This window comes from Streptomyces sp. NPDC048483 (genome assembly GCF_040651455.1).
Taxonomy (GTDB): Bacteria; Actinomycetota; Actinomycetes; order Streptomycetales; family Streptomycetaceae; genus Streptomyces.
The window spans coordinates 1-16007 of sequence record NZ_JBEZJZ010000149.1 but is presented as its reverse complement, the minus strand read 5'-3'; the positions used below and the strand labels follow the sequence as shown (position 1 = coordinate 16007).

The 16007-nt window shown below is 71.7% G+C and carries 17 protein-coding genes; 1 reads left to right on the top strand and 16 read right to left on the bottom strand.

Going from position 1 to position 16007, the window contains the following annotated elements; genetic code table 11:
- Positions 1-83 precede the first annotated feature (83 nt).
- The 14 genes from AB0D04_RS39145 to AB0D04_RS39080 all read right to left on the bottom strand — a co-directional run bounded on the left by AB0D04_RS39145 (position 84) and on the right by AB0D04_RS39080 (position 10294).
- On the bottom strand, positions 84-1700 hold the full coding sequence (locus AB0D04_RS39145; protein WP_362712175.1) for a YifB family Mg chelatase-like AAA ATPase: 1617 nt from the start codon (positions 1698-1700) through the stop codon (positions 84-86).
- The gene (locus AB0D04_RS39140; protein WP_362712177.1) at positions 1700-2020 is read right to left on the bottom strand and encodes a YraN family protein; all 321 of its coding nucleotides are present in this window, start codon (positions 2018-2020) and stop codon (positions 1700-1702) included. Before AB0D04_RS39140 ends, AB0D04_RS39145 begins: the two co-directional genes overlap by 1 nt.
- Positions 2021-2349: 329 nt before the next feature.
- Entirely contained in the window at positions 2350-2658 is a 309-nt protein-coding gene (locus AB0D04_RS39135) for a DUF2469 domain-containing protein (protein ID WP_003980220.1), read from the bottom strand.
- A 38-nt stretch (positions 2659-2696) separates the two neighbouring features.
- Positions 2697-3215 (bottom strand): NUDIX hydrolase, encoded by a 519-nt coding sequence (locus AB0D04_RS39130; RefSeq protein WP_362712174.1) that lies wholly within the window; start codon positions 3213-3215, stop codon positions 2697-2699.
- Entirely contained in the window at positions 3208-3948 is a 741-nt protein-coding gene (gene lepB / locus AB0D04_RS39125; protein WP_362712173.1) for a signal peptidase I, read from the bottom strand. Before lepB (AB0D04_RS39125) ends, AB0D04_RS39130 begins: the two co-directional genes overlap by 8 nt.
- 55 nt (positions 3949-4003) lie before the next feature.
- Positions 4004-5002 (bottom strand): signal peptidase I, encoded by a 999-nt coding sequence (gene lepB / locus AB0D04_RS39120; protein ID WP_362712176.1) that lies wholly within the window; start codon positions 5000-5002, stop codon positions 4004-4006.
- The gene (gene lepB, locus AB0D04_RS39115; RefSeq protein ID WP_362712172.1) at positions 4944-6029 is read right to left on the bottom strand and encodes a signal peptidase I; all 1086 of its coding nucleotides are present in this window, start codon (positions 6027-6029) and stop codon (positions 4944-4946) included. The genes lepB (AB0D04_RS39120) and lepB (AB0D04_RS39115) overlap by 59 nt, the downstream gene beginning before the upstream one ends.
- Positions 6022-6765, bottom strand: a complete 744-nt coding sequence (lepB, locus tag AB0D04_RS39110) for a signal peptidase I (protein WP_362712171.1) — start codon at positions 6763-6765, stop codon at positions 6022-6024. The genes lepB (AB0D04_RS39115) and lepB (AB0D04_RS39110) overlap by 8 nt, the downstream gene beginning before the upstream one ends.
- Before the next feature lie 96 nt (positions 6766-6861).
- A complete protein-coding gene (gene rplS, locus AB0D04_RS39105; RefSeq protein WP_362712170.1) occupies positions 6862-7209 on the bottom strand; it encodes a 50S ribosomal protein L19 in 348 nt (115 codons plus the stop codon).
- Between the two features lie 134 nt (positions 7210-7343).
- A complete protein-coding gene (trmD, locus tag AB0D04_RS39100) occupies positions 7344-8159 on the bottom strand; it encodes a tRNA (guanosine(37)-N1)-methyltransferase TrmD (RefSeq protein WP_362712169.1) in 816 nt (271 codons plus the stop codon).
- The gene (gene rimM, locus AB0D04_RS39095) at positions 8159-8704 is read right to left on the bottom strand and encodes a ribosome maturation factor RimM (protein WP_362712168.1); all 546 of its coding nucleotides are present in this window, start codon (positions 8702-8704) and stop codon (positions 8159-8161) included. The genes trmD and rimM overlap by 1 nt, the downstream gene beginning before the upstream one ends.
- Before the next feature lie 160 nt (positions 8705-8864).
- Complete coding sequence (locus AB0D04_RS39090) at positions 8865-9104, bottom strand: RNA-binding protein (protein WP_003980229.1); 240 nt, start codon at positions 9102-9104, stop codon at positions 8865-8867.
- Positions 9105-9106: 2 nt separating this feature from the next.
- The gene (rpsP, locus tag AB0D04_RS39085; RefSeq protein WP_362712167.1) at positions 9107-9547 is read right to left on the bottom strand and encodes a 30S ribosomal protein S16; all 441 of its coding nucleotides are present in this window, start codon (positions 9545-9547) and stop codon (positions 9107-9109) included.
- A 156-nt stretch (positions 9548-9703) separates the two neighbouring features.
- On the bottom strand, positions 9704-10294 hold the full coding sequence (locus AB0D04_RS39080) for a hypothetical protein (protein WP_046925783.1): 591 nt from the start codon (positions 10292-10294) through the stop codon (positions 9704-9706).
- Between the two features lie 506 nt (positions 10295-10800).
- Here AB0D04_RS39080 and AB0D04_RS39075 point away from each other — a divergent pair.
- Entirely contained in the window at positions 10801-11664 is an 864-nt protein-coding gene (locus AB0D04_RS39075) for a methyltransferase domain-containing protein (protein ID WP_362712166.1), read from the top strand.
- A gap of 122 nt (positions 11665-11786) precedes the next feature.
- On the opposite strand, the gene ffh is transcribed toward AB0D04_RS39075, so the two are convergent.
- Positions 11787-13337 (bottom strand): signal recognition particle protein, encoded by a 1551-nt coding sequence (ffh, locus tag AB0D04_RS39070; protein WP_362712165.1) that lies wholly within the window; start codon positions 13335-13337, stop codon positions 11787-11789.
- A gap of 96 nt (positions 13338-13433) precedes the next feature.
- Positions 13434-15890, bottom strand: coding sequence for a [protein-PII] uridylyltransferase (locus AB0D04_RS39065; protein ID WP_362712164.1), 2457 nt, complete (start codon positions 15888-15890; stop codon positions 13434-13436).
- Between the last annotated feature and the right edge of the window lie 117 nt (positions 15891-16007).

Below are 16007 nucleotides of genomic sequence, written 5' to 3'. Positions count from 1 at the left end.
GGCCTCGACGATCTCGCCGACGCGGACACGGTGATCATCAGCTCGGTGCCGGACGCCTGTGTCGAGCCCCCCCCCCGCACCGATCACGACGCCGCCGGCACCGGCACCCCGTTCCCGCGCCGCACCCCCGTGCGGAGTTCCAGCGCCCAATTGACGTCTTCCTTCGTGGGCCGGTTGCGGCCGGCGAGGTCGGCGGCCGTCCAGGCGACGCGGAGGACGCGGTCCAGGCCACGGGCCGTCAGCAGGCCGCATTCCAAGTCGCGTTCGGCCTGCGCGAGGGCTCCGGGATCCACCTGCCAGCGGGTTCTCAGCTCGTGTCCGGGTACCTCGCTGTTGGTGTTCCAGGGGGTGCCGGCGAAGCGGGCGGCGGCGCGTTCGCGGGCGGACCGTACGCGTTCGGCGACCGATGCGGTGGACTCGGCGCCGCGGCCGAGGGCGACCAGCTCGGAGCGGGCGACCGGTTCCACGGCGATCCGCAGGTCCACGCGGTCCATCAGCGGGCCGGACAGCCGCGCGCGGTAGCGACGGATCGAAGAGGGGCGGCATTCGCAGCCGCCTCCGGTGGTGCCGTGTCTGCCGCAGGGGCAGGGATTCGCCGCGAGAGCCAGGAGAAAGCGGGCCGGCATGCGCATCATGCCGGCGGAGCGGGCGACGACCACATGGCCTGCTTCCAGGGGCTGGCGCAGCGCGTCGAGGACGCGGGCGTTGCACTCGGCCGCCTCGTCCACGAACAGCACCCCGTGGTGGGCCAGGGACACGGCACCGGGGCGGGGCAGTCCGCTACCGCCGCCGACGAGGGATGCCATGGTGGCGGAGTGGTGCGGGGCGCAGTAGGGCGGGCGGTCGACGAGGGGCTGTCCTGGTGGGAGGGTGCCGGCGACCGAGTGGACGGCGGTGACCTCCAGGGATTCCTTGGGCGACAGGGGCGGCAGGAGGCCCGGGAGGCGTTCGGCGAGCATGGTTTTGCCTGCTCCGGGCGGGCCTTTGAGGAAGATGTGGTGGCGTCCTGCGGCGGCCACTTCCAGGGCGCGCCGGGCGTTGTGCTGGCCCGCGACGTCCGCCAGGTCAAGTGCGCGGTCGCCGGGTGGGAGGCCGGCGCAGACGCCCGTGCCGGGAACGGCGAGGCCGGACAGGAGGGGATCGGGTCGGCCTTCGGTGAGGGTGTGCTCGTCCTCGTCGGGCACCGGTTCGTCGCTGAGGACCGCGATGAGCTGACGCAGGCTGCGGATGCCGAGGACGGAGATACCGGGGACGAGTGAGGCCTCGGCGGCGGTCCGTTCCGGGACGACGACCTGCCGGTATCCGGCGTCGGCGGCGGCCAGGACGGCGGGCAGTACGCCGCGTACGGGGCGGACCCTGCCGTCCAGGCCCAGTTCGCCGATCATCATCAGGTCGGTGAGTTCGCGGGGGTCGAGGCGTTCGGCGGCGCCGAGGACCGCGCAGGCCACGGCCAGGTCGAAGCCGCTGCCGCTCTTGGGGACGGATGCGGGGCTGAGGCCGACGGTGAGCTTCTTCTGGGGCCATTCGGCGCCGGAATTCACCACGGCCGCACGCACTCGGTCCTTGGATTCGACCAGGCTCTTGTCGGGCAGCCCGACCAGGGTGAAGGCCGCGACGCCGGGTTCCAGGTCGGCCTGGACCTCGACGACGACACCCTCGACGCCGACCAGGGCAACGGAGCAGGTGCGGGCGAATCCCATCACGCCACCCCCCGTACGTGTTCGACCACGGGTGCGCCGCGGGCCGGGAGCAGCACGCCGATGACGTCGATGCGTACGCCGCCGGGCGGCGGGCCGCCGTGTCGCTCCAGCCAGCGCTCGGCGAGCAGTCGCAGCCGCTCGGTCTTGTGGGCCCGTACGGCCGCCATGGGGTGTTCGAACGTGGCTGCGCGGCGGGTTTTCACCTCGCAGACGACGAGGGCGTCGCCGTCGGCCGCCACGATGTCGATCTCGCCGTCCCGGCAACGCCAGTTACGGTCCAGGATCCGCATGCCGGCTTCGACGAGGCGGCGGGCGGCCAGGTCTTCGCCGTAGCGGCCGAGCGCCCGCCGCGGATCCGTCGTAGTGGCGGATGGAGCTGCGGATGGAGCGGCCGACGGGGTGGGCGCGGGGGTGCGGCGCTGTGCGGCCCCGCCTCCCGGCTTCCGGCCCCTCGCGCTCCCGGAGCGCCCCGCGCCCTCTGTGGTCCGTGCGGTGTTCCCGGCCCCCCGGCCGGCCTGCGTGGCGTTCATTCGGCACCACCTCCGGCACCGACTGTGACGCTTCCGCACAGCTGTATTGGATCTTGGTGGATAACCGGTCGGTTGTGGACAACCTCGTCACCCGCAGGGGGCAACGGCGGCCCCCGCCGTCAGCTGCCCGGCAGATCGAGGTCGCTCTTGTTGAGCTCCTCGATGTTCACGTCCTTGAATGTGAGTACGCGCACCTGCTTGACGAAGCGGGCCGGGCGGTACATGTCCCAGACCCAGGCGTCGGCCATCGAGACCTCGAAGAAGACCTCGCCCTGCACCGAGTGCACCTGCATCTCGTAGTCGTTGGTGAGGTAGAAACGACGCTCGGTCTCGATCACATATTTGAACAGTCCGACGACGTCGCGGTACTCCCGGTAGAGCTTCAGCTCCATCTCGGTCTCGTACTTCTCGAGGTCCTCGGCGCTCATGGCAGATCCCCTTCAGCCTTGCGTCCCCCTATTGTGCGTCAGACCCGCTCGGTCGCCAGGAGCACCGGCGCACTCGGGGGCCCTTCGTCGAGCAGCGTGCGCAGCAGCTCGGCGAGTCTGGTCGGATACACCGTCTCATGCGACGCAGACAGTTCCTTCGCAGTCCACCACCTCAGTCCCGAGACGCTGCGTCGCTCCAGGTCCGTCTGCCCGGCCATGTCGGTGGCAGTACGGTCCGTACGTCCCAGGTAATACCACTCCTCCTGGTCCCAGCGCCGCCCGTCGAACGGAAAGGAGCAGCGGCGTTTCCACAGGACGGGGCCGAGGGCGGCATCGGTGATGCCGGTCTCCTCCGCGAGTTCGCGGTGGGCGGCCTCTTCGTGGGTCTCGCTGCCTTCCAGGCCGCCCCCGGGGGTGAACCACCAGGTATCGGAGGGGTTGTCCGGTTCGAAGCCGTGCAGGAGCAGGATCCGGTCATCGGGGTCGAGCAGGACGACCCGGGAGACCTGGCGTACCTCGGTGGTGTCGTCGGCGGCCGTTTCCGGGGACTCAGTCATGGCTGCGGGCTTTCCGGGTCCGGCGCCGGGCGATGGGGCCGTAGGCCGCGCCGCCGAGGACGAGGACCGCACCGGCGACGACGGCGAGGGCGAGGGGCCGGACAGGGCCGGGCTGTGAGACGCCGCCGGGGAGCGAGGCGAAGCTGCTGGGGCGCTCCATCACGCCGATGCCGGAGAGCGGCCAGGCGCGGGCGTCGACGCGGGCCTGGACGGCGCTGCGCGGGACGGCGCCCCGGTCACCGTCGGCGAGGTGGACGCGGGAGTCGAGGGAGTCGCTGCGGTGGTCGCCGAGGAGGAAGAGCTGGCCGGCAGGGACCTTGGTCGAACGGAAGCCGACGGGGGAGGCGGGTCCGTTGCCGTGCAGATACGGTTCCTCGACGGGCTTCCCGTTGATCGTGAGCCTGCCCTGCTTGGTGCAGCAGGCGATCGTGTCGCCGCCGACACCGACGACGCGCTTGACCATCGGCAGCTGACCCCAGGCCTTGTCCTTGAAGACGACGATGTCGCCGCGGCGTATCTCGGCGCCGTCCACCTTTTCGGCCAGGACCCTGGCGCCGACGGCGATCGTCGGCGACATCGAGTCGGTCGGCACCGTGTAGGGACGGTAGATCAGTGCCGCCCATACGAAGCCGCCCAGGAACAGCACACAGCCGACGGCCACGGCCAGACCGGACAGCACACTGCCCGTGGTCCGGCCGCGGCCGTCGGTCCTGCGTTCCGTACTGCTGCTCATCCCAGCGCTCCCACCCTGCGGGCGGCGCCCGCGTTCGAAGATCTGGGACGGCACCCTACCTGGGGTAACGCTCCCCGGTAAGCACCTGGGGGCGCTCCCCGGTCGGCACCTGGGAGTGCTGCCTGGTCAGCCTCCGGCGGCGCCAGAGCACCAGCGGAAGGGCGCCGGCGAGGCCCAGCGTGGCCGGGGCCGCCGCCATGGCCTTGTTGATCCCCGGCTGGTCGAAGGTGTCGGGCACCGGCAGCGTCGCCCAGCGGTCGATGGGCCAGGCGATGGTGAAGGCGCGGCCGACGACCTCGTCGACCGAGACCGTGCCGCCTCCCTTGAGGTTCTGGTGGTAGCGGGAGTCGAGGGAGTCGTCCCGGTGGTCGCCCATGACCCAGATGCGGTCCTTGGGGACCTTGATCGGGCCGAAGGCGCGGTCACCGCAGGGGGTGGCACCGGGGAAGATGTACGAGTCCTCGTTGAGCGCCTTGCCGTTGACCTTGACCGGGCCGGTGCCATGGCACTCGACGGTGTCGCCGCCGACCGCGATGACCCGCTTGATCAGGTCCTTCTCCTCGGCGGACGGCATCAGGCCGATGAAGCTGAGGACCTTCTGGACGGGGTTGGGCTCGGGGGTGGGCGTCTCGTTGAGCCAGTGTCCCGGGTCGTGGAAGACGACGACCTCGCCGCGCTGCGGCTTCGACCCGAACCACGGTGTCAGCTTGTCGACCAGCACCCGGTCCCCGCGCTGCAGGGTGTCCTGCATGGAGTCGGAGGGGATGGAGAACGCCTGTACCAGGAATGTCTTGATCAGCAGCGCAAGGACCAGGGCGATGCCGATGAGGATCGGCAGCTCCTTCCAGAAGGCGCGTGGCTTCTTGGCCTTCTTCACGCTGCCGTCCTCCTCCTCGTCCGCCGAACGGTCGGAGAGGCCGGACGGACCGGTCCGTGCCGACCGCTGTGACTGTGGCCGATGCACGGAACTCGCCGCCTGCTGCGGGGGCTGGGACTCACCCTGCCCCGCCGGCTCTTCGGGCTCTTCGGTTCCGGACCGCGCGCCGACCGCCAAGTCCCCCACATCTGCTCCTTACTCCGCGCATTCGCCCGCCCGTCAACCGGTGCAGGCCCACCACTCCCATAACGAGCGGGAGTTCCGCAGGGGTCGGGAGTACAGCCAAACTCTCGGGGGACAGCCTATTCGGCGCACCTGTGGACGCCGCCTTCGCGCCCGGCGCGTCGTGCACCGTGGCAAACGTGTCGGGCTCTTCCAGTTGCCGCCAGTGGCCCACCGGCCAGGCGATCACCACGGCCTGACCGACGACGTTGTCCTCCGAGACCGTGCCACGGTACGGCTCGTCCAGGTGGAAGCGCGAATCGGCGGAGTCGGAGCGGTGGTCACCCATCACGAAGATCCGGCCGGTGGGGACGTTCACGGTGAATTTCAGCGTGGAGGGCGGGTTGCCGGGGTGGACGTACGGCTCGGCCAGCGGGGTGCCGTTGACGGTGACGCGGCCCTTCTTGTCGCAGCATTTGACGGTGTCGCCGCCGACCCCGATCACCCGCTTGATCAGGTCCTGTTCATCGTCGGACGGCAGCAGCCCGATGAAGGTCATGAAGTCCTTGAACTGCTTGACGCCCACCGGCGGGTCCCCGGCCAGACGGCTCTTCTCGTCCGGGGGCAGCCAGTTTCCCGGGTCCTTGAAGACGACGACGTCGCCGCGTTCCGGCTTGGCGCCGAACCAGGGCGTGAGCTTGTCGACCAGCACCCGGTCGCCGATCCTGATCGTCTGCTCCATGGAGCCCGACGGGATCACGAACGCCTGCACCAGGAAGGTCTTCAGTACGAGGGCGATGGCCAGCGCCACGCCGATGAGGATGGGGATTTCCTTGAGGTAGGAACGCTGCCTGCGGCGTTTGATGCGCTTGGCCTGGCGGCGCCGCTCGGCCCGTCCCCCGGTCGCGCGGCGGGTGCGGGCCGCTGCCGTACCGCCGCCGCGCTCGTCGCCGCCCGCTGCCTGCCCGTCGGTGCCGGGCGTCCCGCCGTCCGGTGCCGTGGTGTGACGGCCCCCGTGGCGGGGCTTGCCGCGGTTACCCACGGTGGCCTGCCGGGGCGGGTATGCCGTCGAAGGAGCGCGGGGCGTCGAGGGTGGTCCAGCGGCCGACCGGCCAGCTGATCCAGTCGGCCCGGCCGATCACCTTGCCGACCGGTACGGTGCCGCCGCCGGCCTCACCGAGGTGGTCGCGGGAATCGCTGGATCTGGCGCGGTGGTCCCCCATCACCCACAGCTTGCCTTGCGGCACCACGATGTCGAAGTCCACCGAGGACGGCGCGTCCCCCGGATGGAGATAGCCCTCGCTGACGGGATTTCCGTTCACTTTGATCCGCCCCCGTTTGTCACAGCAGGTCACACGGTCGCCACCGACCCCGATCACCCGCTTGACGTAGTCGGTGTCCGCGGGCCGGGCGAGGCCCAGCGCCGCGCCGGCCCCGCGCAGCAGCGCCGTAACGGGATTCTCCCCCGCGTTGCTGTGAACGAAAGAGCCGGTGCCGTCGAACACCACCACATCGCCGCGCGCCGGCTCACCGCCGAAGCGGTACGCCAGCTTGTTGACCAGCACCCGGTCGCCGATCCGCAGCGTGTTCTCCATGGAGGAGCTGGGGATCAGAAAGGGCTGCACGACAAAGGTGCTGAGCAGGAACAGAAAGGCCAGGCAGCAGGCGAGGAGGGTGAACGGCCGGGCGCGGAAACGCGCGGAGCGCGACCGCTGCTCCGGCCCCTGGTCGGGGGCGGGAGAGGGGTCGCGCTCCGTGAGCTGTGCGTCGGTGTCCATCGGGCCCTGAGCCTATCCGGCCGGGTCCGGACGCCGTACGCGAGCCGGGGTTTGCGTTGCCTCCGGCGCAAAAATCGCGGTCCGGGGCGGGCGGGCTCAGCGCTCGCGCTTCTCCTTGATCTTCGCGGCCTTGCCGCGGAGCTCACGGAGGAAGTACAGCTTGGCGCGACGGACGTCACCGCGGGTCACGACCTCGATCTTCTCGACGATCGGGGTGTGCACGGGGAAGGTGCGCTCGACGCCGACGGAGAAGCTGACCTTGCGGACCGTGAAGGTCTCGCGCACGCCGGCGCCCTGACGGCGGATGACAACGCCCTTGAACTGCTGCACACGGGAGCGGTTGCCCTCGATGACGCGGACGTGGACGTTGACGGTGTCACCCGGGCGGAAGGCCGGGATGTCGCTGCGCTTCGACGCGGCGTCGACGGAGTCGAGAAGGTGCATGACCTGCTGCTTTCTTCGCTGATGCCACAGGTCATCAACGGGATGTCGGAAAAGGATGTTCTGGTTGCCGTTCCGTCGGGCGGGCGTCGTTCCCCCTGTGGCAGGGGCGCGCGCCGGACGCACACAGCAGCGGCCTATTCTTCCACGGCTTCACTCGTGCGCCCAAATCGGCCGTCCGTTCCCGGTGCCCAGCCCAGCGCGGCGAGGATGTCGCGGTCCTTCTTGTCGAAGGCGGCGGGGTCGGCGCGCCCGATCAGGTCGGGGCGGTTGAGGTCGGTACGGCGGAACGCCTCGTCGCGGCGCCAGCGGGCGATCTTGCCGTGGTGGCCGCTGAGCAGGACGTCGGGGATGGTGCGGCCCCGCCACTCGGGGGGCTTGGTGTAGACGGGGCCCTCCAGGAGGTCGGCCATCGCGCCGGGGGCGAAGGAGTCGTCCTGGTGGGAGGCGGCGTTGCCGAGGACGCCGGGCAGCAGCCGGGCGATGGCCTCGACCATGACGAGTACCGGGGCCTCGCCGCCGGCCAGGACGTAGTCGCCGATGGAGACCTCGCGGACGTCGAGGCGGTCCCCGTACTCCTCGATGACCCGGCGGTCGATGCCTTCGTAGCGGGCGGGGGTGAAGACCAGCCACGGCTTGGCGGAGAGTTCGACGGCGAGCTGCTGGGTGAAGGGCTTGCCGCTGGGGGTGGGCACGACGATCACCGGAAGGGCCTCGCCCTCCCCGGAGGTGATGACGGAGTCCAGCGCCGCGCCCCACGGCTCGGGCTTCATGACCATGCCGGGGCCGCCGCCGTAGGGGGTGTCGTCGACGGTGTGGTGCTTGTCGTGCGTCCATTCCCGCAGGTCATGGATGCGCACGTCGAGCTGACCGCGGGCGCGGGCCTTGCCGACGAGGGAGACGTTCAGCGGCTCCAGGTATTCGGGGAAGATCGTGACGACGTCGAGGCGCATCAGCTGTCCTCGCGGCTCGAGGCGATCTCCGCCTGGCTCTCGTCGAGGAGGCCGGGCGGCGGGTCGATGACGGCGCGCTGCTCCTCGAGGTCGATCTCGGGGACGATCTCGCTGACGAACGGGATCATGACCTCGCCGCCGTCGGGCTTCTTGACGATCAGCAGGTCCTGGTAGGGAAGGTGGGAAACCTCGGAGATCCGGCCGACGGTGGTGCCGTCACGGGTGACGACATCGAGGTCGATCAGCTGGTGGTCGTAGAACTCCTCGGGGTCCTCGGGGACCTCCTCGGGGTCGACCTCCGCGATCAGCAGGGTGTTGCGCAGCGCTTCGGCGGCCGTACGGTCCCCGACGCCCTCGAAGCGCAGCAGCAGCCGGCCGCTGTGCACCCGGCCGGTGGCGATGGTCAGCGGTCCGACGGAGGACGGATCGGTGGCGAGGACGGCCCCGGGGCCGAGCCGCAGTTCGGGCTCGTCCGTGCGTACCTCTACGGTGACCTCGCCCTTGATGCCGTGGGCGCGGCCGATGCGGGCGACTACCAGCTGCACTACTGCTCCTTGCGGCTGAACCGCCACCGCTCTCGCGAAGGTGGTCGCTCGCCGTCGTGGTTCCTCAATTGATGGCTGCGGTCCGAAGGAAACCGCCTCTAACGGGTACGGGCCGGGGTGGGCCGACGGCCCTCCCCGGCCCGAGCCGGTGTTCAACTTGTCAGCGGACCTGGTCCACGTCGACGAGGTCGACGCGGATTCCGCGGCCGCCGATGGCGCCGACGACAGTCCGCAGGGCGCGTGCGGTGCGGCCGTTGCGGCCGATCACCTTGCCGAGGTCGTCGGGGTGGACCCGGACCTCGAGAACGCGCCCGCGGCGCAGGGTGCGCGAGGCAACCTGCACGTCATCGGGGTTGTCGACGATGCCCTTGACGAGGTGCTCGAGGGCTTCCTCGAGCATGCTCAGGCCTCGGTCGACTCGGAGGTGGACTCGGCCGCAGCCTCGTCCGCCTTCTTGTCGGCCTTCTTCGCCTTCGGGGTGATGGCCTCACCCTTCGGCTCGTCGCCGGAAGCCTTGGCGGCGGCCTCGAAGAGGGCGCGCTTGTCGGCCTTGGGCTCGGCGACCTTCATCGGCGCCGGGGCCGGCAGACCCTTGAACTTCTGCCAGTCGCCGGTGACCTTGAGGATGGCCATGACGGGCTCGGTCGGCTGCGCGCCGACGCTCAGCCAGTACTGGGCACGCTCGGAGTTGACCTCGATGCGCGAGGGGTTCTGCACCGGGTGGTACAGACCGATCTCCTCGATGGCCCGGCCGTCACGGCGGGTACGGGAGTCGGCGATGACGATGCGGTAGTGAGGCGAACGGATCTTGCCCAGACGCTTCAGCTTGATCTTGACTGCCACGGGAGTGGTGTCTCCTGGTCTTGACGTGGTGGGGCACAACGGGATGCCACGTGGGGTTGCGGTACTCGGGGTGCCCGATGGACGCGTCAGCCGGAGGAGAGAGGGGTCCTGTGCGGCTGTCGAGTACAGCTGGCCATTGTGCCACACGCCCTGAGGTCAGCCGACCGCGGCCACTTCGGGGATACGGAACGGCTTGCCGCAGCCGCCGCAGACGATCGGCGCCTGGGCCAGCACGGACGGCACGACGCGGACGTTGCGCCCGCAGTCGCAGACGGCCTTGACACGGACGCCGCCTCCGGAGGAGCCGTGCCGGGCGGCCGGGCCGCGGAAGCTGCGGGCGGTGTCGGTGGCGGTGGCGACGGTGTGTGCCTTGAGGGCTCTGGCGAGGCGCTCGATGGTGGGGCGGTAGCGCCGTCTGGCTTCGGGGCTGAGCGTGACCAGGGAGAAGCCGCTGCTGGGATGCGGTTCGTCGACGTGATCCAGGCCCAGCTCCTCGGCGATCGCCAGGAACCGGCGGTTGTGGTAGCGGCCGGCACGGGAGGTGTCACGGATGCCGCGGGCGGCGGCGATGCCGTGGACGGCCTCATGAAGCAGCCGTTCGAAGGAGAGCTCGGCGCCACAGGCGGACGAGGACTCTCCGATCAGGGACTCGGGCGCGGCCAGGTCCGGCAGCTCGGGGTGGTGCCGTTGAATATCGGCCCACGCGAGCGCCAGCTCGGCGGCGAGAACAGGCGGTGTCGTGCTCACGTCGTAACAACGAGCCGAGGCCGTCCAGTGTTCCGATTCCGGGGCATCCCAAATAATTTGCACGTACCAGTCAGTTTCTGGTCATGGGCCGCGCCGGGGGCGCGGCGCCCGATCCCGTGCGATCCCCGCAGAAGACGCCCAGCACCCCTCAAGCCGGGGCGTACCCCCGCGTACGCCGCACGGCGTAATCCACACGCCCGACGGAGCGGTGCTCCCGGCGGGGATGTTACGGCCCACCGTAGGGGTACGGGGCGCCGTACGCCGAAGTGGAGCACGACACCCGGGTGGCGCCGGCGTGGCGGACCGGCGCGGGCCGGGGCAGGCTGGAACGGCGCTCAGGGCCGCGGGCCCGGCGCATACGGGGGCGCGCGGGAGACAACCCCGGCGCACCCTCTGGACGGCCGGACGGATGCGCAGTTGTCTGGATTGCGGGGGCGCACAACGCTCGGACACGGGGGCGATCGGCACTGAACAGCTTCGGTTCTCGGCGAATAGGGGCGCTTTCGATGTCACCCACGCTCGTGCGGCACCAGCTTCCGGCCTCCGGTTCCCTGCACGGTGGAAACCTTCCCGATCCGGCGGGTGCGCGGGCGCGGGCCCGCGACTGGGCCGAGATCCAGGAGCGGATGCTGGTGCCGCTGTACGAGGCCGCGTACGACCGGCTGGGGATCGGGGCCGGCACGCGGCTGCTGGGCCTCGGCTGTGGCGCGGGGCTGGCACTGCTGCTGGCGGCGGCGCGGGGTGCGCAGGTCAGCGGGGTGGATACGGACGAGGTGCGGCTGGCGCTGGCGCGCGAACGGCTGTCACCGGACGGCGGGCCCCAGGAGGCCCGGCTGGTCAGCGGCGGGCCACAGGCGGCGGCCGGGGGTGCGCCGTTCGATGTGATCACCGCGTTCCCTCCGTCGGGCTGTGCGGGCACCGTCGAGGAGCTGACGGCGTCGCTGACCGCGGCGGCCTCTCTGGCGGAGCGCGGCGGTGCGGTGGTGCTGGGCGGGTGGGGCCCGGTGGAGCGGTGTGCGACGGCCGGGGTGCTGCGGGTGGCGCAGCGGTCGGCCGACCCCGCGAGCGCCTACGGCATCGGCTCCGCCGGCTGGCGGCCCAGCGGACGGGACGATCTGGAGGACCTGGCGGAGCGGGCGGGCCTGCGGCCCGACGGTTCGGGGCGGGTGGCCTGCCCGTTCGGGTACGCGGACATGGCGAGCGCGGTGCGCGGGCTGCTGTCGACGGGCGTCTTCGACGCGGCGCTGGAGGTGACCGAGCGGCGGCAGGTGGAGAAGGAACTCGGCGAGGCACTGCATCCGCATCAGCGGGCGGACGGGACGGTGTGGATGCCGAATGTATTTCGGTACCTGGTGCTGCGTATTGCCTGAGCCGACGTTTTGGCTTCCCGCCATTGCTCCCCCACTGCCTGAAGGGCGTGGGGAGCAACGGCGAACAACCACCGCGGCGCCGCAGCCGACAACGCGGGGCGCAAGCCAAGCGCAGCGGACCGTTAGCCCATGAACTTCTTGAACTCCTCCGGGAGTTCGAAGTTCTGCGGCTGCTCGCTGCCCTGCGGCAGGCCGAACGGGCTGCCGGACTGGCCGGCCTCGCGGCGGGCGGCCGCGGCCTCTTCGTCGGCCTTGCGCTTCATCGGGTTACCGCTCTTGCGCTTGCCCTTGGCCTGCTTGACCTGCTTCTTCTTCCGGCCGGCGCCGCCGCCCATGCCCGGCATGCCAGGCATGCCAGGCATGCCGCCGCCCTGGGCCATCTTCGACATCATCTTGCGGGCGTCGAAGAACCGCTCCACCAGGTTCTTGACGGTGCTGACGTCGACGCCGGAGCCCTTGGCGATACGGGCGCGCCGCGAGCCGTTGATGATCGTCGGGTCGTGGCGCTCGCCCGGCGTCATCGACTTGATGACGGCGGCGGTGCGGTCGACCTCGCGCTCGTCGAGGTTGTTGATCTGCTCCTTCATCTGGCCCATGCCGGGCAGCATGCCGAGCAGCTTGGAGATGGAGCCCATCTTGCGGACCTGCTCCATCTGGGCCAGGAAGTCGTCGAGGGTGAACTCCTTGGGGCCCTTCGCCAGCTTGGCCGCCATCTTCTCGGCCTCGGCCTGGCTGAAGGTCTGCTCGGCCTTCTCGATGAGGCTGAGCATGTCGCCCATGCCGAGGATGCGGGACGCCATGCGGTCCGGGTGGAACGCGTCGAACTCGTCCAGCTTCTCGCCGTTGGAGGCGAACATGATCTGCTTGCCGGTGACATGCGCGATGGAGAGCGCGGCACCACCGCGGGCGTCACCGTCGAGCTTGGAGAGCACCACGCCGTCGAAGCCGACGCCGTCGCGGAACGCCTCGGCGGTGTTGACCGCGTCCTGGCCGATCATCGCGTCGACGATGAAGAGGATCTCGTCCGGGCTGACCGCGTCACGGATGTCCGCGGCCTGCTGCATCATCTCCTGGTCGATGCCCAGGCGGCCGGCGGTGTCGACGACGACGACGTCGTACTGCTTGGTCCGCGCATGCTCGATCGAGTCCTTGGCGACCTGGACCGGGTCGCCGACGCCGTTGCCCGGCTGGGGACCGTAGAAGGCGACGCCCGCGCGCTCGGAGACGACCTGCAGCTGGTTGACGGCGTTGGGGCGCTGGAGGTCACAGGCGACCAGCAGCGGACTGTGGCCCTGGCCCTTGAGCCAGCGGCCGAGCTTTCCGGCGAGAGTGGTCTTACCGGCGCCCTGGAGGCCGGCCAGCATGATCACGGTCGGCGGCTGCTTGGCGAAGCGGAGCCGGCGGGTCTCGCCGCCGAGGATGCCGATGAGCTCCTCGTTGACGATCTTGATGACCTGCTGGGCGGGGTTCAGCGCCTGGGAGACCTCGGAGCCCGCGGCGCGCTCCTTGACCTGCTTGATGAAGGCGCGGACGACGGGGAGGGCGACGTCGGCCTCGAGCAGGGCGATCCGGATCTCGCGCGCGGTGGCGTCGATGTCCGCCTCGCTCAGGCGGCCCTTGCCCCGGAGGTTTTTGAAAGTACTCGCCAGGCGGTCGGAAAGCGTATCGAACACGGCGGTCGTCGATCCTCGGGGTCGGGGGCGGGGTCCAGTCGGCTTCTAGGGTATCCGCCCCCGCAAGCGGCGCGGGCCGGACCGGTGCGCGGTGCGCTACAGGAGGGCGGACTGCACCGACGCGGCGAGCGCCTGCGCCGCCGCCTCCGCCAGCGGCCGCCCGTCCGGCCCGGTCACATAGAAGGCGTCCACGGCGTTCGCTCCCAGCGTGCTGATGTGGGCGCTGCGGACCCGGACCCCGGCCGTCTCCAGCGCCCGCCCGATCCGGTGCAGCAGCCCGTGGGCGTCCTGTGCCCGCACCTCGATGACGGTCGCCGTACGGGAGGTGCCGGGGGCGACGGTCACCGTGGGCGGCGGGGCGAGCGCGGCGCGGGTACGGCGGGCGTAGGCGCGTTCGCGTTCGGCGAGGCGCGCGGGGATGTCCAGGGAGCCGTCCAGGGTGCGGTGCAGGTCCACCCGCAGCCGGTCGGCGTCCGGCAGCGAGCCGTATTCGGCGGCCACCCGCCAGCTGAGCAGGAGGACCGGGCCGTCCCCTATGGGGTCGAGGGTGCGCAGGTCGGCGGCGCGGACGGTGAGGCGGTGCAGGGCGAGGACGCCGGCCGCGGCGGGCAGGACGCCGGGCTGGTCGGGGACGGCGATGTGGAGTTCGACGCCGACGGGTTCCTGCGCCTCGTGCTCCATGGGGGCTTCGGCGCGGGTGTGCAGGGCCAGGACCGCACCGCCGGTGCGCCCGGCCTCGACGGCCAGCCGCTCCTGCTCCGCGGTGGGCTCGCCGTCGCCGCCCGCGTCCGGCTCGGCCTCCCCCGCGAGCCGCGCGGCGACCCGTTTGACCAGGTCGGCGACGAGACCGCCGCGCCACGCGCTCCAGGCGGCGGGCCCGGTGGCGAGCGCATCGGCCTCGGTCAGGGCGTGCAGCAGCTCCAGGGTGCCCGCGCTGCCGACCGCGTCCGCGACCGCGCCGACCGTGGCCGGGTCGTCCAGGTCGCGGCGGGTGGCGGTCTCGATGAGGAGGAGGTGGTGGCGTACGAGGGCGGCGATCACGGCCGTGTCGCGGGCCTCGAAGCCGAGGCGGGCGGCCATGTCCCGGGCGAGGGTCTCGCCGGCCACCGAGTGGTCGCCGGGCAGGCCCTTGCCGATGTCGTGCAGCAGGGCGGCGATCAGCAGGAGGTCGGGGCGGTGCACCCGGCGGGTCAGGGCGGAGGCCCGGACGGCGGTCTCGACCAGGTGGCGGTCGACGGTCCAGGTGTGGACGGGGTTGCGCTGCGGGCGGCAGCGGACCCGTTCCCACTCGGGCAGCAGCCGCGTCACGATGCCCTCGGCCTCCAGGGACTCCCATACGGGAACGGTGGGCGCGCCCGCGCCCAGGAGGGTCACCAGCTGCTCGCGGGCCTCGGCGGGCCAGGGCACGGGCAGCGGCCGGGCAGCGGCGGCGGTGGCGCAGCGGCGGATGGCGTGGGGGGCCAGCGGCAGCCCGGCCTGGGCGGCGGCGGCCGCGGCGCGCAGCACCAGCACCGGGTCGTGCTCGGGCCGGGCGGAGCGGGCGAGAACGGCCTCGCCGTCGAGTTCGACGACGCCCTCGGTGAGCGGGGAGCGCTCCCCTCGGTCTGCCGTGCGGCCGGACAGCAGGCTGCGCAGCGTGGGCCGGACGGAGCGGGCGCGCAGGACGCGGCCGACCTCGCGCCAGGTGACGTCGGCGGCGTAGGAGAGGGTGCGGGCGGCTTCGTAGGTCTGCCGGAGCAGGACGTCGGCGTCGGGCACGCCGAGGGCGGTGGCGACCGGGCCCTGTTCCTGGAGGGAGAGCCGGTCGGCGGCGCGGCCGGTGACCAGGTGGAGCGCGTCGCGGGTGTCCAGGAGGCGGGTGCGGGCGGCCTCCAGGCCGCCGCGCGGGGCGTCGGCGAGCCAGGAGGCGGCGACGGCCCGCAGCGCGGTGGCGTCCCGCAGCCCGCCCTTGGCTTCCTTGAGGTCCGGTTCAAGGAGGAATTGCAGCTCGCCCTGCCGCTCGGCGCGCTCCTGGCACAGATCGTGCAGTTCGGGCAGCCGCTTGGGGGCGCTCTCGCGCCAGTCGGCGTAGGCGGCGGTGCGCAGGGAGGCGGTCAGTTCCGGGTCGCCGCCCAGGTGGCGGGCGTCCAGCAGGCCCAGCTGCACCTTGAGGTCCTCGCGGGCGGCCTTGCGGGCCTCTGCGGGGGTGCGTACGGAGTGGTCGAGGTCGAGGCCGAGGTCCCAGACGGGGTACCAGAGGTGGTCGGCGAGCTTGGCGACCGCGCCGGGGTCGGCGCGGCCGTCGTGCAGCAGGAGGAGGTCGAGGTCGCTGCGGGGGGAGAGTTCGCCGCGGCCGTACCCGCCGACGGCGACCAGGGCGACGCCGGTGACGCCGGCCTCGGCGGCGGCACCGGCCAGGAGGGCGGCGAGCCAGTCATCGGTGAGGCGGGCGAGAGCCGCGCGCCGGTCCGGCCCGGTGACCGCTTCGTCCTGGAGGAGGCGCACCCGGGCGGCGGGGTAGCCGCCTGCGGGGAGGGGTCCCGCGCCGGTCGTCTCATCGGCACTTTCCGTCAACAGCTGCTCCTTGGCCGCATGGTGTCGCGGTGGGCCCGCCTTCGCGCACTCTCAGCGCTGTGGCGCTCCCCTGTCGGAATGTGCATTTGTTCGATCACACAGTACCAGCGAGCGGTC

Coding starts and splice junctions, on each gene's coding strand:
- AB0D04_RS39145 (WP_362712175.1), bottom strand. CDS start 1,700: ATGGGATTCGCCCGCACCTGCTCCGTTGCCCTGGTCGGCGTCGAGGGT.
- AB0D04_RS39135 (WP_003980220.1), bottom strand. CDS start 2,658: ATGAGCGCCGAGGACCTCGAGAAGTACGAGACCGAGATGGAGCTGAAG.
- AB0D04_RS39130 (WP_362712174.1), bottom strand. CDS start 3,215: ATGACTGAGTCCCCGGAAACGGCCGCCGACGACACCACCGAGGTACGC.
- lepB (WP_362712173.1), bottom strand. CDS start 3,948: ATGAGCAGCAGTACGGAACGCAGGACCGACGGCCGCGGCCGGACCACG.
- lepB (WP_362712171.1), bottom strand. CDS start 6,765: ATGGACACCGACGCACAGCTCACGGAGCGCGACCCCTCTCCCGCCCCC.
- rplS (WP_362712170.1), bottom strand. CDS start 7,209: ATGCACCTTCTCGACTCCGTCGACGCCGCGTCGAAGCGCAGCGACATC.
- trmD (WP_362712169.1), bottom strand. CDS start 8,159: ATGCGCCTCGACGTCGTCACGATCTTCCCCGAATACCTGGAGCCGCTG.
- AB0D04_RS39090 (WP_003980229.1), bottom strand. CDS start 9,104: ATGCTCGAGGAAGCCCTCGAGCACCTCGTCAAGGGCATCGTCGACAAC.
- AB0D04_RS39075 (WP_362712166.1), top strand. CDS start 10,801: ATGTCACCCACGCTCGTGCGGCACCAGCTTCCGGCCTCCGGTTCCCTG.